Origin of the sequence: Piscinibacter sp. (genome assembly GCF_047600445.1) — a bacterium.
Classification (GTDB): domain Bacteria; phylum Pseudomonadota; class Gammaproteobacteria; order Burkholderiales; family Burkholderiaceae_C; genus Piscinibacter.
Map to the genome: position 1 here is coordinate 1,863,640 of NZ_JASGKT010000002.1, position 22,037 is coordinate 1,885,676.

The window sequence follows — 22,037 nt, forward strand, 5'->3', positions numbered from 1 at the left end:
ATGCGCCCCGCAAGCTCGATTCGCCGCGCCTGCCTGCGCGGCGCGGCCGGTGCCGCGTTGCTGGCCGCGGCGCGCCTTGCCAGCGCCGCCCCCGCGAAGCGCGCGCGGCTGGTGCTGGCCGGCCCGTCGGCGGCGATCTCCAACCCGCTGGTCCGCATGGCCGAGGCCGGCATGCTGGCCGACCTCGCCGACGAGGTGAAGTTCGTCGCCTGGAAAGACCCCGACCAGTTGCGCCTGCTGGCGCTGGAAGGCCAGGCCGACCTGCTGGCGATGCCGAGCAACGTGGCGGCCAACCTCTACAACCGCGGTGTCGACCTGCGCCTGCTCGGCGTGCCCTCGTGGGGCGTGCTGTGGATGGTCTCGCGCGACGCGGCGCTGAAGACGCTGGCGGACTTCAAGGGCAAGGAGATCGTGATGCCCTTCCGCGGCGACATGCCCGACATCGTGCTGCGCCTGCTGGCCGAGAAGCAGGGCTTGCAGCAGGGCCGCGACTACTCGCTGCGCTACGCCGCCTCGCCGCTGGACGCGATGCAACTGCTGGTGATGCGCCGCGCCGACCACGCGCTGCTGGCCGAGCCGGCGGTGTCGATGGCGCTGCGCAAGACGCGCTCGTTCCCGCTCGGCATGGTCGCGCCCGAGCTGCACCGCAGCGTCGACATGCAGCGGGAGTGGGGCCGCGTGATGCAGCGCGCGCCGCGCATGCCGCAGGCGGTGCTGACCCTGCTCGGCCCCGTCGCCGCCGACGCCGCGCTGGTGGAGCGCCTGCAGCGTGACTACGCCGCCGCGTTGCGGTGGTGCCAGGGCGCGCCGGCCGAATGCGGCCGCCTGGTCGCCTCGCGCATCGCGCAGCTCGCGCCCGAGGCGGTGGCCGACGCGATCGCCGTCGACAACGCCCGCTTCGTCGCGCCGGCCGAGGCGCGCGGCGAGCTGGAGTTCTTCTACGGCCAGTTGCTCGCGCGCCAGCCCGGCCTGGTCGGCGGACGCCTGCCCGACGCGCGCTTCTACGGCGGCTGAGCCGCCCGGCCGGCGCACCGAACACCCACGACCTTTCGACACCGATGACCCACACCACCCGCCCTGCCCGCACCACCCGTCCGCTCGCACTCGCGCTGGCCGCCGCCGCGCTGCCCTGCGCCGCCCAGCCCGACGCGGCGGCGTCCGAACCGCTGCTGCCGCCCGTCACCGTCACCGCGACGCTGACCGAACAGGACGCACGCGGCGCGCCGGCCACCGTGACCGTGATCGACGCCGGCGAGATCACGCGCCGCAACGCCAGCGACCTGCTCGACGCGGTGCGCAGCGCGCCCGGCCTGACGCTGGGCGCGCGCCAGGTGGGCGGGCGCAAGACGCTGGCGCTGCGCGGCCTGGAAGGCAAGCACACCCTGACGCTGATCGACGGCCGGCGCATCAGCGCCAGCGACGACGTGGTCGGCCATTCCGACTACCAGTACGGCTGGCTGCCGATGTCGGCGGTCGAGCGCATCGAGATCATCCGCGGCCCGATGTCGGCGCTGTACGGCTCCGAGGCGCTCGGCGGCGTGATCAACCTGATCACGCGCACGCCGCGCAAGCGCTGGGAGGGCTCGCTCGGCCTGTCCGCCGCCGACCCCACCACGGCCGGCGAAGGCGGGCGCAGCGCGCGCGTCTCGGCCAGCGCCGGCGGGCCGGTGGGCGAGCGCCTCGCGCTGCGCGTGCACGCCGAGGCGCTGCGCAGCGGCAGCGTCGCCTTGAAGGAGGATCCGCGCGTGTCCGAGACCGAGGGCCGCCGCTCCGTCGGCGGCGGCGTCGGCGGCGTGTTCGACCTGGCGCCCGGGCACGCGCTGGAGGCCGGCTTCAACGTCGTCGACGAGGACCGCTTCTACGACGCGCTGTCGGGTCCGCGCGTCTACCGCAACACCTACGAGCTGGACCGCCGCCACGGCCACCTCGGCTGGCGCGGCAGCGTCGGCGCCGCCAAGGCGCAGGTGCGCGCCTACCGCAGCAGCATCGACATCGTCAACCTGCGCAGCAACGGCGTCGCGCCGACGCGCCCGCAGCGCATGACCGACGACGTGGTCGACGGCCACGCCGCCTGGACGCTGGGCGACCATCGCCTCACCGCCGGGGGCGAGTGGCGCAAGGAGGCGCTCGAGAACGCCGGCCTCGCCGGCGGTCGGGACGCCGCCACGCACAAGTCGGTGTTCGTGCAGGACGAATGGGCGCTGGCCCGCGCGCTGATGCTGACCGCCGGCGTGCGCGCCGACCGCCACGAGTACTTCGGCAACGAGCTCAGCCCGCGCGCCTACCTGGTGTGGCAGCCCGATCGCACCTGGGTCGTCAAGGGCGGCTTCGGCCACGCCTTCAAGGCGCCCACGCTCAAGCAGATCTCGCCGAACTACGTCGGCGCCGAGGGTCCGCACACCTTCCTCGGCAACGCCGGCATCCGGCCGGAAAGCTCGAACTCGGGCGAGATCGGCGTCGACGCCGACTTCGGCGCCTGGTCGCTGCGCGCCACGGCGTACCAGACCGACGTGAAGGACCTGATCACCTACCGGCTGATCGACCAGGTCGGCACGCGCCGCACCTACCTGTACGACAACGTCGACCGCGCGCGCGTGCGCGGCCTGGAGGCCGGCTTCGGCTGGCAGATCGACCGCCACTGGCACTGGAGCACCGACCTGACGCTGCTGAACACCGAGGACAAGGCCACCGGCCAGGCGCTGCCCGACCGCCCGCACCAGGCCTGGACCACGCGCCTGCAGTACCGCGCCGCCGCCGGCTGGCAGGCGCTGCTGACGCTCGAGCGCACCGGCCGCCAGACCGCCACCGGCGGCGCCCGGCTGCCGGGCTACTCGCTCGCCTCGGCGAGCCTGGGCCAGGCCTTCAAGCTGGCCGACGCGCGCACGCTGCACCTGCGCGCCGGCATGGAGAACCTCGGCAACCTGCGCCTGGCCGAGGAGTCGGCCGACTTCGGCTACACCGAACGCGGCCGGCGCGTGTTCGTCAACGCACGGCTCGATTTCTGAGGCTGCGGCGTGGGCGCCGTCCTGCGGCTGCTGCGCGGCGCGCCGGCCTACCTCTGGTCGGGCTGGGGCGCGCTGGCCAGCCTGATGCTGCTGCTGGCCGCCTGGGAGGCGGCCGCGCAGGCGCTGGGCCCCCTGGTGCTGCCGACGCCGGCGCAGACCTGGCAGGCACTGCACGCGCTGGCGGCCGAGCGGCAGCTCGCGCCGGCGCTGCTGGCCACCGGGCGGCGCGCGCTGCTCGGCCTGGGCGCGGCGATGGCGCTGGGCACCGTGCTGGGCATGCTGGCCGGGCGCTGGGCCGCGCTGGCGGTCGCGCTGCGCCCGCTGGTCACGGTGGTGCTCGGCACGCCGCCGATCGCCTGGCTGGTGCTGGCGCTGCTGTGGTTCGGCGCCGGCGACGGCACGCCGGTGTTCACCGTCTTCATCGCCTGCTTTCCGCCGGTGTTCGCCGCCGCCTTGCAGGGCACGCGCACGCTCGACCGCCAGTTGCGCGACATGGCGCGCGCCTTCCGCCTGCCGCCGTGGATGGCCTTGCGCGAGGTGCTGGCGCCGCACGTGCTGTCCTACGTCTTCCCGGCCTGGATCACCGCGCTCGGGCAGGCCTGGAAGGTGGTGGTGATGGCCGAACTGCTGGCCACCGAGAGCGGCGTCGGCGCCGCGCTGGCGGTCACGCGCTCGCAGCTCGACACCGCCGGCACGCTGGCCTGGGTGGCGGTGGTGGTGGGTTGTCTGCTGGCGCTCGAATCGCTGCTGCTGGTGCCTATCCAGCGCGAGCTGGAGCGCTGGCGCGAGGCCACCACGTGAGCGCCGCCCCGGCGCTGCGGCTGCACGGCGTGCGGCACCGCTACGGCCCGACCACCGTGCTGGAAGACATCGAGCTGGGCGTGCGCGCCGGCGAGGTGGTGGCGCTGGTCGGCCCGTCGGGCTGCGGCAAGACCACGCTGCTGCACCTGGCCGCCGGGCTGCTGGCCGTGCAGGAGGGCCGCATCGTGCAGGGCTTCGAGCGGCCGGCGGTGATGTTCCAGCAGCCGCGCCTGCTGCCGTGGCAGCGCGGCGTCGACAACATCGCGCTCGGCCTGCGCGCCGCCGGCCTCGGCCGCCACGAGGCGCGCCGGCGGGCCGCCGTGATGGGCCGCGCGATGGGGCTGGACGACGAGGCCTTGCAGGCCTACCCGACGCAGCTCTCCGGCGGCATGCAAAGCCGCGCCGCGCTGGCGCGCGCGCTGGTCACCGAACCCGACCTGCTGCTGATGGACGAACCCTTCGCCGCGCTCGACATCGGGCTGCGCGGCCAGATGCACGAGCTGCTGCGCCGGCACGTGCGCGAGCACGGCACCGCCGTGCTGATGATCACGCACGATCTCACCGAGGCGGCGCGGCTGGCCGGCGAGGTGCTGGTGATGGGCGGCACGCCCGGGCGCATCGTGCACCGCTGGACGCCCGAGGACAACGGCCAGGGCCCCGGCGACGCCGTCGCGCACCGCGCCGTGGCCGCCCTGCTGCAACGCTCCGCGGTGCGCGAGGCCTTCGGGCTCGCCGCCGCGCCCGCGCGATGAAGCCCGGCCACCCGCTCTGGCAGTGCGGCCTGCGCCCCTTCTTCACGGCGGCGGCCTGGGTCGCGCTGCTGTCCATCGGCACCTGGGCGGCGGCGCTGGCGCTCGCCCTGCCCATCACACCCGCCTGGCATGCGCAGGCGATGCTCGAACACATGGGGCTGGCCGCCGTGGCCGGCTTCCTGCTCACCGCGGTGCCGGAGTTCACCGCCACGCCGCAGGTGCCGCCGCGCACCACGCGGCGGCTGTTCGGCGCCTGGGCGCTGGGCCTGGCCGGCTCGCTCGCGCCCGGCGCGCTCGGGCATGCGCTGGCGCTGGCCGGCGCGCTGACGCTAATCGGCGGCCTGCTCGCGACGGTGTGGCCGCGCCTGCGCGCCGACCCGCAGCGCGCGCACCGCTCCTTCGCCGCCGCGCTGCTGGCGCTGGGCGCGGGCGTGGCGGCGCACCACCTGGCGGCGCTGCTGGGGCGCCCGGCGGCGAGCTTCCTGCACGCGCTGCTGGGCATCTACATGGCGCTGCTGGTGCTGGCGATGAGCCGCATCTCGATGCGCATCGTCAACGCGGCGCTCGACGACGAACGCGCGCGGGCCGGGCGCGACGGGCGGCGCGCCACCGCGGCGGTCTACCTGGCGCGCCCGCCGCACCGCCAGCTCGCGCTGGCGCTGATCGCGGCGCACACGCTGGCGCAGATGGCCTGGCCGGGGCATCGCGCCGCCGGCTGGCTGGCGCTGGCCGCGGCGGCCGCGGTGCTGCAACTGATGGGCGACTGGCACGTGGGCCGCGCGCTGCTGCGGCGCCGCCCGCTGATGCTGTACGCGGTCTACGCCGCGATGGCGGCCGGCTATGCGCTGTGGGGCGTCGCCGTTCTCGCCGACGCGCCGGCGTGGGCCTCGGCGGCACGGCACGTGCTCGGCATCGGCGCCTTCGGCCTGGCCATCCTGACGGTGTTCGTGATCGCCGGCCGCGCCCACTGCGGGCTGTGGCCGGACGAGCGCCCCTGGGTGCCGGCCGCGGCGCTCGCGCTGCTGGGCGCGGCGGCGGCACGCGCGCTGTCCGCGCTGGGCATCGGCGATGCGCCCACCGGGCTGCTGCTGGCCGCGGCGCTGTGGATGCTGGCCTTCGGCGCGGTGCTGATGCGGCTGGCGCCGGCCTGGCGCCGCGAGCGCGCCGACGGCCGGCGCGGCTGCCAGGGGCCGGACCACACCGTCGAGGGTTGCTGAGCTGCGCTCATTCGTCGCGCATGCTTGCTAATGCGACGTATTCTCATCTAAGATCGCCACCGTTCCTGCACGCCAGCCGCCGCCAGCCTCGAACGCAGGTCGATCTCGAGGAGTTCCCGTCCCATGAGAAACACCCGGCTGCGTGCCGCCGCCGACTGGCTGGTGTTCACCGTCGTCGTGCTCGCCGTGTACGTCTTCGTCCCGATGGCGGGTTGAGCGCCTTGCCGTACGACGACGACACGCTCGACGAGTGGACGCGCCTGATGCTGCGCGCCAATTCGCTGCTCGACCGCGGCGCGTTCGACAGCGCGGTGGCGGCCTACCGGCTCGCGCGCCGCTACGCCACCGAGCACTTCGGAAGCTGGCCCGACGTGGAGGACGCCGTCACCGCGCTCGTCGTCAGCAGCCTGAACCTCGCCGAAGGGCTGGTGCGCGTGCGGCGCCTGCCCGAAGCCGCCGCCACGCTGTGCGGCGCGCACGGCGGCATGCTGCACGCCGCGCGCGACGAGCGCCTGCCGATGGAAGCGCGCCTGGCCGCGCGCAAGCGCCTGCGCGAGACCCGCGCCGCGCTGCTGCGCTTCCAGTCGCAGCACGGGCCGTGGCCCGAGGTCCAGCGCTGGCTGGCCGCCGGCTGCGCCTGCGGCTCGCCGGCGCACGCGCAGCCGGCGGCCAGCCACCCTTCACCCACCCTGCACTGAAGCGCCCGCCATGGATCATCCCCTGCCCTTCCTGTTCGCCCTCGGGCTGGCGCTGCTCGCCTGCGCCGCGCTGACGCTGGCCGGCGAGCGTGTGCAGCGCACGCTGTTCGGGCGCAGCCTCAGCGCGCCGCGGCGCCGGCTGCTGCGCGGCGTCGCGCTGGCCGGCCTGGCGGGCGCCACGCTCGGCGGCGGCTGGGCCGCGGCCGGCGCGCCGCTGGCCGGCTTCACGCACGCCGGCGCGCCGCGGCCGCTACTGCTGCTCGGCGAGGTGCACGACAACGCCGGCCAGCACGAGCTGCGCGCGCGCACCTTCGAGGCCCTGCTCGAAGCCGGCGCGCGCCCGGCGCTGCTGATGGAGCAGTTCGACCGCGAGCGCCAGGCCGACCTCGACCGCGCGCGCCAACAGCCCGGCGCCGACGCCGACGAGCTGATCGCCGCCGCCGCCGCGCCCGGCGCGGCCTGGCAATGGGCCTACTACAAGCCGCTGATCGCGCTGGCGCTGCGCCACGACCTGCCCATCGTCGCCGCCAACGTCTCGCGCCCCGACGCGCGCCGCGTCATCGCCGAAGGCCTGCAGGCGATGAACTTCGACGAGCGTGTGCCGCCCGACATCGCCGCCGCGCAGGCGCAAGCCATCGTCAGCGCGCATTGCGGCGCGGTCGACGCCTCGCACGGCCTGCGCATGGCCGCCGCGCAGGTGGCGCGCGACCAGTTCATGGCGCACATGATCGAGCGCCACGCCGAACGCGGCGTGGTGCTGCTGGCCGGCAACGGCCACGTGCGCCGCGACATCGGCGTGCCGCGCTGGCTGGCCGAGCCGCTGCGCTCGAACGCCGTCGTGATCGGCCTGCTCGAAGAAGGCGACGACGGCCACGCCGCCTACGACCGCGCCATCACCACGCCGCGCCAGCCGCGCGAAGACCCCTGCGCCGCGCTGCGCCCGGTCGAACGCCCGGGCGGCGCGTCGGCCTGACACCGCTTCCGGACCATTTCAAACCAACGAGGAGAACCCCCTTGAAAAAACCCACCCTTGCGCTCGCCGCGTTCACCCTCGCCATCGCCGCGACCTCGGCCGGCGCCGCCGATCACGTCGTGAAGATGCTCAACGCCGGCAAGGACGGCAGCATGGTGTTCGAGCCCGCCTTCGTGAAGGCGGAGGTGGGCGACACGGTGGTCTTCGCGCCGACCGAGAAGGCCGCGCACAACAGCGCCTCGCTGCTGCTGCCGGCCGGCGCCAAGCCGTGGAAGGGCGCGCCCGACGCCGAGGTGAAGGTCAAGCTCGAGAAGGAAGGCGTCTACCTGTACGTCTGCGAGCCGCACAAGATGATGGGCATGGTCGGCGTCATCCAGGCCGGCAAGCCGGCCAACCTGGCCGACGCGAAGGCGGCCGCCGCGAAGGAGCAGGCCGGCTTCGTGATGGGCAAGGACCGCTTCGACAAGGCGCTCGCGCAGGTGAAGTGAGCCCGGCCGCGCGGCCTCACCCGCCCTTGCCGCCGGCCCCGCTGCCGCGGCAGGCCGGGTCGGAGCACAGGCCGTACATCGCCAGCGCGTGGTCGTGCAGCTCGAAGCCGTGCTGCTCGGCCAGTTCGCGCTGGCGCTGCTCGATCGCCGCGTCGAAGAACTCCTGCACGCGGCCGCAGTGCAGGCACACCATGTGGTCGTGGTGGCGCCCCTCGTTCATCTCGAACACGGCGCGCCCGCCCTCGAAGTGCTGGCGCGTCAGCAGCCCCGCCTGCGTGAACTGCATCAGCACGCGGTAGACGGTGGCCAGGCCGATGTCGGAGCCGTCGGCGAGCAGCGCCTTGTAGACGTCCTCGGCGGCGAGGTGGCGCCGGTCGGTGCGCTGGAACACCTCCAGCACCTTCAGGCGCGGCAGCGTCGCCTTCAATCCGCTGGTCTTCAGTTCCTCCACCGGGCTGCCGGTGGGCGGCCCGTCGCCCGGGCGGCGGCGCGGCACGCTCATGCCGCGTCCGCGCCGCAGCCGTGCGCGCAGACGTAGTGCGTGCGGCCCACCAGGCTGCGGCTGCGCAGCATGCGGCGCGGTCGGTGCCGGCCGCACAGGAAGCAGGACATGGTCTGGCCCTGCAGCCCCGCCCCGCCGCTGTACGGCGAGCCGGCGGGCTTGCAGCGGTAGGTCAGGCCGTCGGGATTGATCTGGACGCGCGGCGCGCTGGCGGAAATGTCGTCGGGCATGGCGGGTCGGTTCAATGCAATGAGATCGTTTCTCATTCGCATTATGCACCGAGCGCACACGCCGTGGCGGGCGGGTGTGTGTCACGGTTCTTGAACCGTTCCGTCATCGCTTGGCCATGCGCGCTGACCACACTGCGCGGCGCCGGGCGAGCGGGCTCTCCGCCCGTCCAAGACCCTCACTTCACAGAGCGACAGCCATGACCGACATCAAAACTTCACGCCGCCGTCTTCTTCAACTCCTGGGCGGCGCGCCGATGCTGCCGCTGGCATCCTCGCTGTCCGCCGCCGGGCTGCTGAGCGCCTGCGGCGGCGGCGGCGGCGACCACGCCGCGCCCGCCAAGGCCTTCAAGTCGGTGAGCTTCTCCAGCATGGCCGCGCCCAGCCTGGCGGCGCCGGCCGCGATGGCCACCACCACCACCGCGGCGGTGATGAGCATCGTGTACGACGACAACAGCAAGAAGGACGTGGCGCTGGCCTACCAGCCCTTCTTCGTGACCGGCGACCTGGTCAGCGATGGCAAGGGCGGCAAGACCCTGGCCGGCGGCTACTACGACATCCACAACCAGCCGATCGTCGACGCCTCGGTGCCCGGCCAGGAGCGCCAGTTCTTCTCCGATTCGCCGGACGGCTCGTCGCTGATCCAGATCGAAGGCGCCAAGGTCGACGGCGTCAAGGGCAAGCCGGTGTTCTTCGTCGTGCAGTTCGAATACAACAGCCGCGACCAGGCCGGCAACGACACCTACGGCCGCCTGCCCTCGCCCATCGCCGTGCTGACGCTGGACCAGGACCAGGCCACCGGCCAGCTCAGCCTGGTGAAGTACCACAACGTCGACATGTCCTCGGCCCACGGCCTGTGGATCACCTGCGGCGCCAGCCTCTCGCCCTGGAACACCCACCTGTCCAGCGAGGAGTACGAGCCCGATGCCTTCACGGCCGCCGGCTCGGCGCAGTTCAAGGCCTTCAGCAAGAACGTCTACGGCGACGAGACCACGGCCAACCCCTACCACTACGGCCACCTGCCCGAGATCACCGTGAACCCCGACGGCAGCGGCAGCGTGAAGAAGCACTACTGCCTGGGCCGCATCTCGCACGAGCTGATCCACGTGATGCCCGACGAGCGCACCGCGCTGATGGGCGACGACTACACCAACGGCGGCCTGTTCCTGTTCGTGGCCGACAAGGCGAAAGACCTGTCCGCCGGCAACCTGTACGTGGCGCACTACACCGAGACGCTGACCAACACCTCCACCGCGAAGATCCAGTGGATCCACCTCGGCCACGCCACCAGCGCCGAGATCGAGGCGCTGGCCGGCAGCCTGAAGCCGACCGACATCATGGAGTCGCTGACCGCCGACCCGCAGGACGACAGCTACACCAAGGCGTTCCTCGACGGCAAGGCCGCCTGGCTCAAGCTCAAGCCCGGCATGGAGAAGGCCGCCGCCTTCCTCGAGACCCACCGCTACGCCAACCTGGCCGGCGGCAGCATGGCCTTCACCAAGATGGAAGGCACGACGCTGAACGCCAAGGACAAGGTGGCCTACTCGGCGCTGGCCAACATCCAGACCTCGATGATCGAGGGCGACGCGCTCTGGAACGCGAAGCACAAGGTGGCCTTCCCCAAGACGCTGAAGGCTGGCGGCGTGCTGGCGCACGACCTGGGCGGCGGCGTCAAGGACGACAAGGGCGCCGCCATCGACAGCGAGTGGGTGCCGCTGCGCTCGCGCATGGAACTGATGGGCGAGGACATCGCCGCCGACGCGCTGGGCAACACCGCCCACCCCGACAAGATCGCCAGCCCCGACAACCTGAAGTTCTCCGAGAAGATGCGCACGCTGTTCATCGGCGAGGACAGCGGCAACCACGTCAACAACTTCCTGTGGGCCTACAACGTCGACACCAGGACGCTGTCGCGCATCCTCTCGACGCCGGCCGGCGCCGAATCGACCGGCCTGCACGCGGTGGACGAGGTCAACGGCTGGACCTACATCATGAGCAACTTCCAGCACCCCGGCGACTGGAGCGGCCTGCACGCGAAGGTGAAGGACACGCTCGACCCGCTGATCAACGCCAACTACAAGAACAAGTTCGGCGCCGCGGTCGGCTACCTGACCGGCGCGCCGCAGGCGGTCAAGCTGTAAGCCCTGGCAAGAGGGCGCGGCCGGAGATCGGCTAACCTGGGCCGGATGCGCCCCTCGCCACCGCCTCCCCCGCCCTCGCCGGCCGCCGCCGCCCCCGTACCCTCGATCCCGCGCGCCGCGGCCTGGATGGCCGGCTGGCTGACGCTGATGGTGGTGATGGCCGTGGCCGGCCGCGAAGCGACACGCGAGCTGTCGGTGTTCGAGGTGATGGTGCTGCGCTCGCTGATCGGCCTGGCGATGCTGTGGCCGCTGGTCCACCGCGCCGGCGGGCTGCCGGCCATGCGCAGCACGCGCATGACGCAGCACGTGCTGCGCAACGCGGTGCACTACGCGGCGCAGTACGGCTGGCTGGCGGCGCTGACGCTGATCCCGCTGGCCCAGGTGGTAGCGATCGAGTTCACGATGCCGCTGTGGTCGGTGGCGCTGGCCGCGCTCGTGCTGGGCGAGCGCGTGAACCGCTGGAAGCTCGCGGCCGTGCTGCTGGGCCTGGCCGGCGTGGCCCTGATCGTGCGTCCCTCGGCGCACGGCCTGAACGCGGGCCAGTTGATCGCGCTGGCCGCGGCGCTGGGCTTCGCGGTGTCGGTGATCATGGTCAAGTCGCTGACCCGCACCGACACGGCCGTGCAGCTCAGCTTCTGGATGCTGGTGGTGCAAAGCGCCATCGGCGTGCTGCCGGCGCTGGCCGCGTGGCGCTGGCCCTCGGCGCCGATGTGGGGCTGGGTGCTGGTGGTGGCCTTCTGCGGCACCTTCTCGCACTACTGCTTCGCCCGCGCGATGGCGCATGCCGAGGCCACCGTGGTGGTGCCGATGGACTTCCTGCGCGTGCCGCTCACCGCCGCGGTGGGCTGGGCGGTCTACGCCGAGCGCGTGGGCCTGGCCACGGTACTGGGCGTGGCGCTGATCCTGGGCGGCAACGCGCTGAACCTGCGGCGCGCGCCGGCCGGCTCGGGGCCTGCGCCCGAGCGTCGGTCCTGAAACTCCATAAGATGCACGAGACACACGTCGCGCCCGGCGGCACGCATCCACCCACACAGCCATTCATTCAAGCGATGAAACTCGCCACCTGGAACGTCAACTCGCTCGCCGTGCGCCTGCCGCAACTGCTCGCATGGCTGGCCGAGCATCCGGTCGACGCGATCGCGTTGCAGGAAACCAAGCTCACCGACGACAAGTTCCCGCACGCCGAATTGCTGGCGGCCGGCTACCAGGCGCAGTGGTTCGGGCAGCGCACCTACAACGGCGTGGCGCTGCTCAGCCGCCGCGGCGGCGCCGAGGTCGTGCGCAACATCCCGGGCCTGGACGACGAGCAGGCACGCGTGATCGCCGCCACGCTGGACGGCATCCGCGTGATCGGCGCCTATTTCCCGAACGGCCAGGCGCCGGGCAGCGAGAAGTTCGCCTACAAGATGCGCTGGCTCGACGCGCTGCGCGCCTGGGTGGCCGGCGAGCTGGCCGCGCATCCGCGCCTGGTGCTGATGGGCGACTTCAACATCGCGCCGGAAGACCGCGACGTCCACGACCCCGTCGCCTGGGCCGGGCAGATCCACTGCACGCCCGAGGAGCGCGAGCAGTTCGCCCGCCTCGTCGCCCTGGGTCTGCACGACGCCTTCCGCCTCTTCGAGCAGCCGCCCAGGAGCTGGAGCTGGTGGGACTACCGCAACCTCGCGTTCCGCAAGAACCAGGGGCTGCGCATCGACCACATCCTGGTCAGCGAGGCGCTGAAGGCCCGCGTCGGCGCCTGCACGATCGACAAGGCGCCGCGCAGGAACGAGCGGCCGAGCGACCACGCGCCGGTGGTCGTCGAGCTGGCCGACTGAACGGCGCGGCCGTCAGTCGTCCAGGCCCAGTTCCTGGATCTTGCGCGTGATGGTGTTGCGGCCTATGCCGAGCTTCTGCGCCGCCTCGATGCGGCGGCCGCGCGTGATGTCCAGCGCGGTGTGGATCATGCGGGCCTCGAACTTGCGCGTCAGCGCGTCCCACACCTCGGGCTCGCCGGACAGCAGCAGTCGGCGCGCCTCGTGTTCGAGGCCGGCCAGCCAGTCGGCGTCCGTGGTCGCAGCGGCCGCGCCCATGGCCGCCGGCGCGGCGGCAACCGGCGCGGGCGCGGCGCTCACCGTGGCGGCCGGTGCCGGCGGCAGCGCGGCGGCCGGCTCGGGCTGAGGTTCCGGCACGGCCGGCGGCGGCGCCTCGCTGCCCAGTTCGGGCGGCAGGTCCTTCGGCTCGATCACCTGCGCCGGCGCCATCACCGTCAGCCAGTGGCAGACGTTCTCGAGCTGGCGCACGTTGCCGGGGAAGTCGAACCTCACCAGCTTCGCCAGCGCCGCGTCGGTGAAGCGCTTGGTCTCGACGCCCAGTTCCTTGGCGCTCTTGCCGAGGAAGAACTTCGCCAGCGCAGGAATGTCCTCGCGCCGCTCGCGCAGCGGCGGCAGGCGCAGGCGGATCACGTTGAGGCGGTGGAACAGGTCTTCGCGGAACACGCCCTGGCGCACGCGGTCCTCGAGGTTCTGGTGCGTGGCCGCGATCACGCGCACGTTGGCGCGCATCGGGTTGTGGCCGCCGACGCGGTAGAACTGCCCGTCCGACAGCACGCGCAGCAGCCGCGTCTGCAGGTCGAAGGGCATGTCGCCGATCTCGTCGAGGAACAGCGTGCCGCCATCGGCCTGCTCGAAGCGCCCGCGCCGCGTGGTCTGCGCGCCGGTGAAGGCGCCGCGCTCGTGGCCGAACAGCTCGCTCTCGAGCAGGTCTTTCGGGATCGCCGCGGTGTTGATCGCGACGAACGGCCCCTTGCTGCCGTTCTCGCCGCGCGGGCTGTGGCGGTGCAGCGCCTGCGCCACCAGTTCCTTGCCGGTTCCCGACTCGCCGGTGATCAGCACCGTCACGTTGCTCTGGCTCAGCCGGCCGATGGCGCGGAACACGTCCTGCATCGCCGGCGCCTGGCCGAGCATCTCGGGCATCTGCGCCTGCGCGCCGTCGCGCACCTCCTCGCGCAGGCTCTCGTCGACGGCGCGGCGGATCAGCTCCACCGCCTTGGGCACGTCGAAGGGCTTGGGCAGGTACTCGAAGGCGCCGCCCTGGAAGGCGCTGACCGCGCTGTCGAGGTCGGAGTAGGCGGTCATGATGATGACCGGCAGCCCCGGATGGCGCTCCTTCACCTTGCCCAGCAGCTCGATGCCCGAGCCGCCGGGCATGCGGATGTCGGACACCAGCACCTGCGGCTCGTCGTCGTCCAGCGCGGCGAGCACGTCGCGCGGGTTGGTGAAGCTGCGCACGGCCAGCTCCTCGCGCGCCAGGGCCTTCTCCAGCACGAAGCGGATGGATTGGTCGTCGTCAACGATCCAGATGGGTTTCATTGAATCAAGGCAGCGGAATCAGGATCTTGAACAGCGTCCTGCCCGGTTCGCTCTCGCATTCGATCGTGCCCTGGTGTTGCTGCACGAAGGTCTGCGCGAGCGTGAGCCCGAGTCCGGAGCCGCCATCGCGCCCCGATACCAGCGGGTAGAAGATGTGCTCTCGGATGGACTCGGGCACGCCCGGGCCGTTGTCCTGGATATGCAATTCCAGTGCCAGACGATAGCGCTGCTTGCCCAGCGTCACCTGGCGCGCGATGCGCGTGCGCAGCGTGATCACCGCGTCGCCGGCGGCGATGCGCTCGGTCAGCGCCTGCGCGGCGTTGTGGGCGATGTTCAGCACCGCCTGGATGAGCTGCTCGCGGTCGCCGCGGAAGTCGGGAACCGAGACGTCGTAGTCGCGCTCGACCTTCAGCCCGCGCGGGAACTCCGCCAGGATCAGCGAGCGCACCCGCTCGCACACCTCGTGGATGTTGAGGTCGCTGACCACGTGCGGCTTGCGGTGCGGCGCGAGCAGGCGGTCGACCAGCGCCTGCAGCCGGTCGGCCTCGTTGATGATGACCTGGGTGTACTCGGTCAGCGCGCGGCCCTCGACCTCCATGCCGAGCAGTTGCGCCGCGCCGCGGATGCCGCCCAGCGGGTTCTTGATCTCGTGGGCGAGGTTGCGGATCAGCTCCTTGGTGGCCTTGGCCTGGTCGAGCGCGCGTTCCTCGCGGTCCTGGCGCGTCTGCTGCTCGATCTCCACCAGCTCGATCAGCACGTGCGGCGTGCCGTCCATCTGCGTGACGATGGCGTGCACCGGCAGCGCGTCGCCGCCGGCCGGGCCGGGGCGGCGCAGCAGCGTCTCCATGCGGCTGGTGGAGAACTCGTTGCGCGCCACCGCGGCCACCGTCTCGCGCAGCGTGCCGGCGTCGACGAACCAGTCGAACAGCGAGCCGCGCTGCACGCTGCGGCGCGACAGGCCGAGCACGTTCTCGAACGAGGCGTTGGCGAACACGCAGCGCCCCTGCGGCGACACCACCGCGATCATGGTCGCGAGGTGGTCGAAGGCGGCGTAGGCGCCGGCGTCGGCGTCGGGCGTCACGACGGCATCACGAGGGCGGCAGCTTGCCGATCTCGCGCTTGATCGCGGCGATGTCGCTTTCCTTGCGCGCGATCGCCGCCTTCATCTCGGCGGCGCGGTCGAGGTACTTCTGGTAGTTGCGCTCGTCGCCGCGGCGCTCGGGCTCGCCGTTGTTGTATTCCTTCTGCATCTGCGCGAGGCGCTCTTCTTCCTTCTTCAGCTCGGCCTCGAGGATGCGGCGCGCGTCGGCGTCGCGCGCGCGCTGCTGCGAGGGGTCGACGCGCGAGTCGGGCCCGCGCGACGCCGCCGCCTCGGGCACCGGCGAGCCGGCCCGGGCGCGCGGCGCCTGGCCCTGGATCACCGTGATGGGCGCGCCCTCGATGGTCTTGCAGCCGCGGCTGTCGGCCTCCTTGGCCGAGATGTCGGCGCTGCTGGTGTAGACGTTGCCCGGGCAGCGGTACACCGTGACCTGCGCGGCGGCGGCCAGGGGCATGAGCAGCAGGACGGCCAGGCCGGAGGGGAAGCGGTGCATGCGAAGGACTCCTTGGCCGGATCGTAGCCCAGCGTCGATGCCCCGCGGCCGGTCGGAGTTCCAACAAAAAGGGACGGCCGCGGCCGTCCCTTCGTCCCTGCGGGAAAAGCTCACAGGGCGTAGTACATGTCGAACTCGACCGGGTGGGTGGTCATGCGGAAGCGCTGCACCTCCTGCATCTTCAGGTCGATGTAGGCGTCGAGGTAGGCGTCGGTGAACACGCCGCCCTTGGTCAGGAAGGCGCGGTCCTTGTCCAGGTACTCCAGCGCCTGGTCCAGGCTGTGGCAGACGGTCGGGATCTTCGCGTCCTCTTCCGGCGGCAGGTGGTACAGGTCCTTGGTGGCGGCTTCGCCCGGGTGGATCTTGTTCTCCACGCCGTCCAGGCCGGCCATCAGCAGCGCGCTGAAGGCCAGGTAGGGGTTGGCGGTGGGATCCGGGAAGCGCGCCTCGATGCGGCGGCCCTTCGGGTTGGCGACGTAGGGAATGCGGATCGAGGCCGAGCGGTTCTTCGCCGAGTAGGCCAGCTTGACCGGCGCCTCGAAGCCGGGCACCAGGCGCTTGTAGCTGTTGGTGCCGGGGTTGGTGATGGCGTTGAGCGCGCGCGCGTGCTTGATGATGCCGCCGATGTAGAACAGCGCGAACTCGCTCAGGCCCGCGTAGCCGTCGCCGGCGAACAGGTTCTTGCCGTCCTTCCAGACCGACTGGTGCACGTGCATGCCGCTGCCGTTGTCGCCGACGATGGGCTTGGGCATGAAGGTCGCCGTCTTGCCGTAGGCGGCGGCGACGTTCTGGATGATGTACTTCTGCAGTTGCAGCCAGTCGGCGCGCTGCACCAGCGTGCTGAACTTGGTGCCGATCTCCATCTGGCCGGCGGTGGCCACCTCGTGGTGGTGCACCTCGACCGGGATGCCCATCGACTCGAGGATCAGGCACATCTCCGAGCGCAGGTCCTGGCCGCTGTCGACCGGCGGCACCGGGAAATAGCCGCCCTTGACGCCCGGGCGGTAGCCGGAGTTGCCGTGTTCGTAGTCCTTGCCGGTGTTCCAGGCGGCTTCCTCGGACTCGACCTTGACGAAGCAGCCGGACATGTCGACGTTCCAGCGCACGTTGTCGAAGATGAAGAACTCGGGCTCGGGGCCGAAGTAGGCGGCGTCGCCCAGGCCGGAGGACTTCATGTAGGCCTCGGCGCGCTTGGCCAGCGAGCGCGGGTCGCGCTCGTAGGGCTTGCCGTCGCTGGGCTCGAGCACATCGCAGGTCAGCAGCAGCGTCGGCTCTTCGAAGAAGGGGTCGATGTTGGCGGTGTTCGGGTCCGGCATCAGCAGCATGTCGGAGGCCTCGATGCCCTTCCAGCCGGCGATCGAGGAGCCGTCGAAGGCGTGGCCCGAGGTGAACTTGTCTTCATCGAACGCAGACACGGGCACGGACACGTGCTGTTCCTTGCCGCGGGTGTCGGTGAAGCGGAAGTCGACGAACTTGACTTCGTTCTCCTTCACCATCTTCATCACGTCGGCGACGGTCTTGGCCATCAAAGCATCTCCTGGCAGGCTGGTAGGTCGGTGGATTGGTGTGTGGGCCCGGGGTTTCCCCCGAAAAGCGCACAGGAATGTAGCAGGAGACATGCCAGCAGCCACGCCCGGAGCCTGGTTCCGCGCCGCGCCGGGCGTCACGCAGGTCGAACCAAATCAGGGCGAGCTTATGCTCTATTTTGGTGCGTAGTTTCGAACGCTCAACGCACCAGTTCGGGGCCGAGCCGGGCGTCGTGGCGGCGCAGGCCGGCCAGCAGTTCGCCGTAGGCCGCGGCGAGCCGCCCGGCGTCGGCGCCCTTGACCCCCAGTTCGATGTGGCGGCCCCACTCGGCGTGGTCGACGCTGGGCAGGCTGAACACCTTGATGCCGTCGAAGCGCGCCTCGATGGCTTCCATCAGCGGCGTCAGCGCGGCTTCCATCGCGCCGAACACGATCACCGAGCGCTCGCTCGTCACGACCGCGCGCTGCGCATGCTTGCAGTGGGTGTCCAGCGCCCACTCGATCATCGGCCAGGCCATCACCGGGAAGCCCGGCACGAAGAAGACCGCGCCGCCCGCCTCGCCGGGGTGCAGGCTGAAGCCGGCGATCTTGTTGTACGGGTTGGGCACGATGCGCGCGCCCTCGGGGAACACGCCCATGTTCAGGCGGTGCAGGTTGTCGGGCCGCTCGGGCTCGCAGGGCGTGCCCTGCTCGCGCGCCACGTCGCGCATGCGCTCGCGGATCAGCTCGGCGGCCTCGGCGTGCAGCGCCAGCGGCACGCCGAGCGCGCGCGCGGCGCACTGGCGCGTGTGGTCGTCGGGCGTGGCGCCGATGCCGCCGCAGGAGAACACCACGTCGCCGCGCCGCGCGGCGTCGAGGGCCTCGTGCAGGTCGGCGGTGATGCGCTCGCGCTCGTCGCCGGCGTAGCGCGCCCAGGCGAGCGACAGGCCGCGCGCGGCGAGCAGTTCGATGACCTTGGGCAGGTGCTTGTCGGCGCGCTTTCCGGACAGGATCTCGTCGCCGATGATGATCAGGCCGAAGTTCATGGCGGCGGCAGGATCTCCACGGGCTCCAGCAGCGGCGGCGCGGACGCGGGCGGCGCAGGCGGCGGTTCGCGCTCCAGCCGCAGCGCGGCCAGCGCGGCCAGCGCGAAGTGCGCGAACCACAGCGCCGCGAAGGCGAAGACCAGCGTGTAGATCCAGATCGCCGCCGGCACCAGCACCGGCGCCAGCGCGACGAACATGCCACCCGACACCCACAGCAGCCCCGGCGCGGCGCCGAGCAGGCCGGCCACCACGCCCATCGCCAGCATGGGCATGCGATGGCGCGCCACCAGCTCGCGGCGCTCCTCGCGGCTGGCGTGCTCGGCCAGCACGTCGTAGCCGAGCACGCGGTAGGTGAGCCAGCCCCAGATCAGCGGCGGAATCACCAGCACCAGCGGCGGCACCAGCCACAGCGGGATCGACACCACCATCGCCAGCAGCGCCACCGCGGTGGCCACCAGCGCCACCAGCGCGCCGCGCCACCACGAGCCGCCGTGGCGGCGCTCCAGGTCGGGAAAGCGCCGCTGCGCCACCAGGTGCAGCATCGCCGGCGTCATCAGCACCGACACCGCCAGCAGCGCCATCACCACGATCAGCGGCGTGGCGAGGAAGACGATGATCAGCGGCGCCAGCACCGACCTGAACCCGCCCAGGCCGAAGCCTTCGAGCCAGGTGAAGAAGCTGGTGACGAAGGGCCAGCCCTGCAGCGTCGCGTTGACGAGGTCGACCGTGCGGTCCCAGTACAGGTAGCCCAGGCCCAGCGAGACCACCACCATCAGCACCAGCGGCAGCACCGACAGCGCGATCACGCGCGGGTGCAGGCAGTAGGCGGCCGCGCGCCAGAAGGCATCCAACACCAGCTTCATGTGCGCAGTGTGCCCGGGTTCAGCGCAGGTTGCCGGTGTGGCCGAGCGAGTAGCGGCCCGGCTGCGGCCAGACGGTCAGGCCGTGCGGCTCGGCGCCGACCTTGATCTGCTTCACGTCGCCGTTGGCGGTGTCGAAGCGGTAGACCACGTCGTCGTAGCGCGCCGCCAGCCACAGGTACTTGCCGTCGGCGCTGACGTTGCCCATGTCGGGGCTGCCGCCGCCGGGCACGGCCCAGCGCGCCACCACCTTCTCGGTGGCGAAGTCGATCACCGTCACGCCGCCGTTGCCCAGGCGCGAGCCGTGGATCTTGTGCGAGCCGCGATTGGCCACGTAGAGTAGCCGGCCGTCGCGGCTCGGGTACAGCCCGTGCGCGCCCAGGCCGGTCTGGATGAAGCCGACCTGCTTGAAGGCGTCGCCATCGACCACGTGCACGCCGTCGGCATGCATGTCGGCCACGTAGAAGCGCTTGCCGTCGGGCGAGACGCGGATGTCCTGCGGCATGCCCTTGGTGACCGTGCACACCTCGCTCTCGCCCGGCTCCCACGCCTGCCCGGCCTGCGTGCGCGGCGCGCGCGGCTTCTCGACCAGGCGCGTGGCCGGCATCTGGAGCTGCAGGTAGCCGAGCACCTTGCGCTGCGGCAGGTCGATCTTGACCAGCGTGCCGGAGAACTCGCAGGTGAAGATCGCGAAGCGGCCGTCGATCGAGAAATCGGCATGGTTCACGCCCGGGCAGCCCGGCACGTCGATCGAGTACTGCACGGCCATCGTCTTCGGGTCGCGGAAGTCGAGCCGCTTGCGCGCCTCGGCCACCACGATGGCCGACTTGCCGTCGGGCGTGGCATACATGTTGTACGGGTCGTCGACCATCACGGCCTGGCCCGGCTTGCCGGTGCGCGGGTCGATCGGCGTCAGGCTGCCGTCGGTGCGGCCCTCGGCGTTGTTGGTCACCCACAGCGTGCGCAGGTCCCACGAGGGCACGATGTGCTGCGGGCCGCGGCCGACCTTGAAACGGTCGACCACCTTCATCGCCTGCGGGTCGATCACGTAGACGTCGTTGCTGCGCAGGTTGGGCACGTAGATGCGCTCGAGGTCGCCCTGCAGCGCCGGGCCGATCTTGCCGGCGCCGGTCTCGGCGTAGACGTTCGGGGTGGTCTGCGCCTGCGCGCCCAGGCACAGGAAACTCGTGGCCGCCAGCGTGGCGGCGATGTGTCGCTTGGTCATGGAGGGAAAAAAGGGTGGGAAGGCGATTCGGGTCGATTGTCAACGCTTGGCGGTGCGCTCGCGGATGACAGCCGCCGTCTCTTCGACGATCAATGCCGTGCCCAGTTGTCCCAGTTCAACACTGGCGCGGCGCGGATCACCGCTGACGCCGACACGCTGCGCCGGCGTGCTGGCGCGGCCCAGCCACTCGGCGCGCACCAGCGAGGGATCGACCGCCAGCGCGAGCGAGGTGTCGGCCAGGCCGGCATGCTCGCCGATCTCGCCGGCGCCGTAGCCGCGCGCGGCCAGCAGCCTGGCGTAGCCCGACTGCGCGGCGCGGTAGTACTCGGCCGGCGCATGCACGCGGCAGCCGTCGCGTTTGAAGCGCGCCGCCACGCGCACGAGGTTCTTCTGGTAGCCGCCGTGGTCGCCGAGCAGCACCACGTCGCGGAAGCCGGCGTGGCACAGGCTCGCCGCCGCGCCTTCGAGCACGGCTTCGAAAGCCGGCTCGGGAATCGACAGCGTGCCGGGGTAGCGCATGTGCGCCTGCGGCGGCTCGATTCGCCCTTCGGGCACGTAGGCGAGCACCGGCGCCACCAGCGCGTCGCCCAGCCGTTCGGCGATGCGCTCGGCCAGCACGCGGGCGCGCACGTTGTGCTTGCCCAGCGCCATGTGCGGGCCGTTCTGCTCGGTGCCGCCTATGGGCAGCAGCGCCGTCGTCGCGCCGGCGGCGATGCGCGCGCGCAGTTCGGTGGAGGTCAGCGCCTCGAGTTGCAGCGGCGCGGCGCGCGCCGCGACCGCCAGCAGCAGCCCGGCCGCCAGCAGCACGGCGCGGCGCTCATTCATCGTCGCCGCCGCCGTCGCCGCCGCCGAGCACGCCGCCGAGCAGCCCGCCGGCGGCGAGTCCGCCCAGCAGCGAACCTTCCTCGCGCCCGCCGCGGCCGGTCTGCGGCGCCGCCGCGAACACGCGCGAGGCCAGGCGCGAGAACGGCAGGCTTTGCAGCCACACCGTGCCGGGCCCACCGACCTTGGCGAAGAACAGGCCCTCGCCGCCGAACAGCGCGGTCTTGATCTTGCCGACGTACTGGATTTCGAAATTCACCCCCGGCGTCAGCGCCACCAGGCAGCCGGTGTCGACCAGCAGCGTCTGCCCGGCCGCCAGCTCGCGCTTGACCACCGTGCCGCCGGCATGCACGAAGGCCAGGCCGTCGCCTTCGAGCTTCTGCATGATGAAACCTTCGCCGCCGAAGAAACCCACCGACAGCTTGCGCTGGAAGTGGATGCCCAGCGAGACGCCGCGCGCCGCGCACAGGAAGGCGTCCTTCTGGCAGATCAGCGTGCCGCCGAGCTGGCGCAGGTCCATCGGCAGGATCTTGCCCGGGTACGGCGCCGCGAAGGCCACGCGCAGCTTGGCGCGCGTCGGGTTGCTGTAGACGGTGGTGAAGAGCGACTCGCCGGTGACCAGCCGCTTGCCGGCGCCGAGCAGCTTGCCGAACAGGCCGCCCTGCTGCGCGCTGCCGTCGCCGAACACCGTGTCCATCTGGATGCCGCCGTCCATGAACATCAGGCTGCCAGCCTCGCCGACGGCCGCCTCGCCGGGGTCGAGCTCGACCTCGACGAACTGCATTTCCGCACCCTTGATCTCGAAATCGACGACATCCATGGCCATTGCACTG

22 protein-coding genes are annotated in these 22,037 nt (G+C 72.0%); 11 read left to right on the top strand and 11 right to left on the bottom strand.

Annotated elements, in window-relative coordinates; genetic code table 11:
- From QM792_RS12895 to QM792_RS12930, 8 genes are all read left to right on the top strand, one after another.
- A complete protein-coding gene (locus QM792_RS12895) occupies positions 1-1,014 on the top strand; it encodes an ABC transporter substrate-binding protein (RefSeq protein WP_415150503.1) in 1,014 nt (337 codons plus the stop codon).
- A gap of 44 nt (positions 1,015-1,058) precedes the next feature.
- Complete coding sequence (locus QM792_RS12900) at positions 1,059-3,005, top strand: TonB-dependent receptor plug domain-containing protein (protein ID WP_415150504.1); 1,947 nt, start codon at positions 1,059-1,061, stop codon at positions 3,003-3,005.
- 9 nt (positions 3,006-3,014) lie between these two features.
- Positions 3,015-3,806: an ABC transporter permease gene (locus tag QM792_RS12905; RefSeq protein ID WP_415150505.1), complete on the top strand. Its 792-nt coding sequence runs from the start codon at positions 3,015-3,017 to the stop codon at positions 3,804-3,806.
- A complete protein-coding gene (locus QM792_RS12910) occupies positions 3,803-4,558 on the top strand; it encodes an ABC transporter ATP-binding protein (protein ID WP_415150506.1) in 756 nt (251 codons plus the stop codon). The genes QM792_RS12905 and QM792_RS12910 overlap by 4 nt, the downstream gene beginning before the upstream one ends.
- Complete coding sequence (locus QM792_RS12915) at positions 4,555-5,775, top strand: NnrS family protein (protein ID WP_415150507.1); 1,221 nt, start codon at positions 4,555-4,557, stop codon at positions 5,773-5,775. Before QM792_RS12910 ends, QM792_RS12915 begins: the two co-directional genes overlap by 4 nt.
- Positions 5,776-5,987: 212 nt before the next feature.
- Complete coding sequence (locus QM792_RS12920) at positions 5,988-6,473, top strand: hypothetical protein (protein ID WP_415150508.1); 486 nt, start codon at positions 5,988-5,990, stop codon at positions 6,471-6,473.
- A gap of 10 nt (positions 6,474-6,483) precedes the next feature.
- On the top strand, positions 6,484-7,446 hold the full coding sequence (locus QM792_RS12925) for a ChaN family lipoprotein (RefSeq protein ID WP_415150509.1): 963 nt from the start codon (positions 6,484-6,486) through the stop codon (positions 7,444-7,446).
- A gap of 41 nt (positions 7,447-7,487) precedes the next feature.
- Positions 7,488-7,934: a pseudoazurin gene (locus QM792_RS12930; protein WP_415150510.1), complete on the top strand. Its 447-nt coding sequence runs from the start codon at positions 7,488-7,490 to the stop codon at positions 7,932-7,934.
- A 16-nt stretch (positions 7,935-7,950) separates the two neighbouring features.
- Here the strand turns inward: QM792_RS12930 and fur are convergent, their stop codons facing one another.
- Entirely contained in the window at positions 7,951-8,436 is a 486-nt protein-coding gene (gene fur, locus QM792_RS12935; RefSeq protein ID WP_415150511.1) for a ferric iron uptake transcriptional regulator, read from the bottom strand.
- Positions 8,433-8,681 carry a hypothetical protein gene (locus QM792_RS12940; protein ID WP_415150512.1) on the bottom strand — a complete coding sequence of 83 codons (249 nt, stop codon included), beginning with the start codon at positions 8,679-8,681 and terminating at the stop codon, positions 8,433-8,435. Before QM792_RS12940 ends, fur begins: the two co-directional genes overlap by 4 nt.
- A 182-nt stretch (positions 8,682-8,863) precedes the next feature.
- Here QM792_RS12940 and QM792_RS12945 point away from each other — a divergent pair, with 182 nt between their 5' ends.
- The 3 genes from QM792_RS12945 (at position 8,864) to QM792_RS12955 (ending at position 12,621) form a co-directional block, all read left to right on the top strand.
- The gene (locus tag QM792_RS12945; RefSeq protein ID WP_415150513.1) at positions 8,864-10,804 is read left to right on the top strand and encodes a PhoX family protein; all 1,941 of its coding nucleotides are present in this window, start codon (positions 8,864-8,866) and stop codon (positions 10,802-10,804) included.
- Positions 10,805-10,930: 126 nt separating this feature from the next.
- Complete coding sequence (locus tag QM792_RS12950) at positions 10,931-11,779, top strand: DMT family transporter (RefSeq protein ID WP_415150514.1); 849 nt, start codon at positions 10,931-10,933, stop codon at positions 11,777-11,779.
- Positions 11,780-11,853: 74 nt separating this feature from the next.
- On the top strand, positions 11,854-12,621 hold the full coding sequence (locus QM792_RS12955; RefSeq protein ID WP_415150515.1) for an exodeoxyribonuclease III: 768 nt from the start codon (positions 11,854-11,856) through the stop codon (positions 12,619-12,621).
- 12 nt (positions 12,622-12,633) lie between these two features.
- Here the strand turns inward: QM792_RS12955 and ntrC are convergent, their stop codons facing one another.
- The 9 genes from ntrC to QM792_RS13000 all read right to left on the bottom strand — a co-directional run bounded on the left by ntrC (position 12,634) and on the right by QM792_RS13000 (position 22,030).
- Complete coding sequence (gene ntrC, locus QM792_RS12960) at positions 12,634-14,154, bottom strand: nitrogen regulation protein NR(I) (protein ID WP_415150516.1); 1,521 nt, start codon at positions 14,152-14,154, stop codon at positions 12,634-12,636.
- Between the two features lie 4 nt (positions 14,155-14,158).
- Positions 14,159-15,235 (bottom strand): nitrogen regulation protein NR(II), encoded by a 1,077-nt coding sequence (glnL, locus tag QM792_RS12965; RefSeq protein WP_415150517.1) that lies wholly within the window; start codon positions 15,233-15,235, stop codon positions 14,159-14,161.
- A gap of 7 nt (positions 15,236-15,242) precedes the next feature.
- Positions 15,243-15,746, bottom strand: coding sequence for a hypothetical protein (locus tag QM792_RS12970; protein ID WP_415150518.1), 504 nt, complete (start codon positions 15,744-15,746; stop codon positions 15,243-15,245).
- A 110-nt stretch (positions 15,747-15,856) separates the two neighbouring features.
- On the bottom strand, positions 15,857-17,272 hold the full coding sequence (glnA, locus tag QM792_RS12975) for a type I glutamate--ammonia ligase (RefSeq protein ID WP_415150519.1): 1,416 nt from the start codon (positions 17,270-17,272) through the stop codon (positions 15,857-15,859).
- A 200-nt stretch (positions 17,273-17,472) separates the two neighbouring features.
- Positions 17,473-18,297, bottom strand: a complete 825-nt coding sequence (locus QM792_RS12980) for a competence/damage-inducible protein A (RefSeq protein WP_415150520.1) — start codon at positions 18,295-18,297, stop codon at positions 17,473-17,475.
- Positions 18,294-19,160: an EI24 domain-containing protein gene (locus QM792_RS12985; RefSeq protein WP_415150521.1), complete on the bottom strand. Its 867-nt coding sequence runs from the start codon at positions 19,158-19,160 to the stop codon at positions 18,294-18,296. The genes QM792_RS12980 and QM792_RS12985 overlap by 4 nt, the downstream gene beginning before the upstream one ends.
- 19 nt (positions 19,161-19,179) lie before the next feature.
- On the bottom strand, positions 19,180-20,382 hold the full coding sequence (locus QM792_RS12990; protein WP_415150522.1) for a YncE family protein: 1,203 nt from the start codon (positions 20,380-20,382) through the stop codon (positions 19,180-19,182).
- A 39-nt stretch (positions 20,383-20,421) separates the two neighbouring features.
- Entirely contained in the window at positions 20,422-21,207 is a 786-nt protein-coding gene (locus QM792_RS12995) for a creatininase family protein (RefSeq protein WP_415150523.1), read from the bottom strand.
- The gene (locus QM792_RS13000) at positions 21,200-22,030 is read right to left on the bottom strand and encodes a TIGR00266 family protein (protein WP_415150524.1); all 831 of its coding nucleotides are present in this window, start codon (positions 22,028-22,030) and stop codon (positions 21,200-21,202) included. Before QM792_RS13000 ends, QM792_RS12995 begins: the two co-directional genes overlap by 8 nt.
- Between the last annotated feature and the right edge of the window lie 7 nt (positions 22,031-22,037).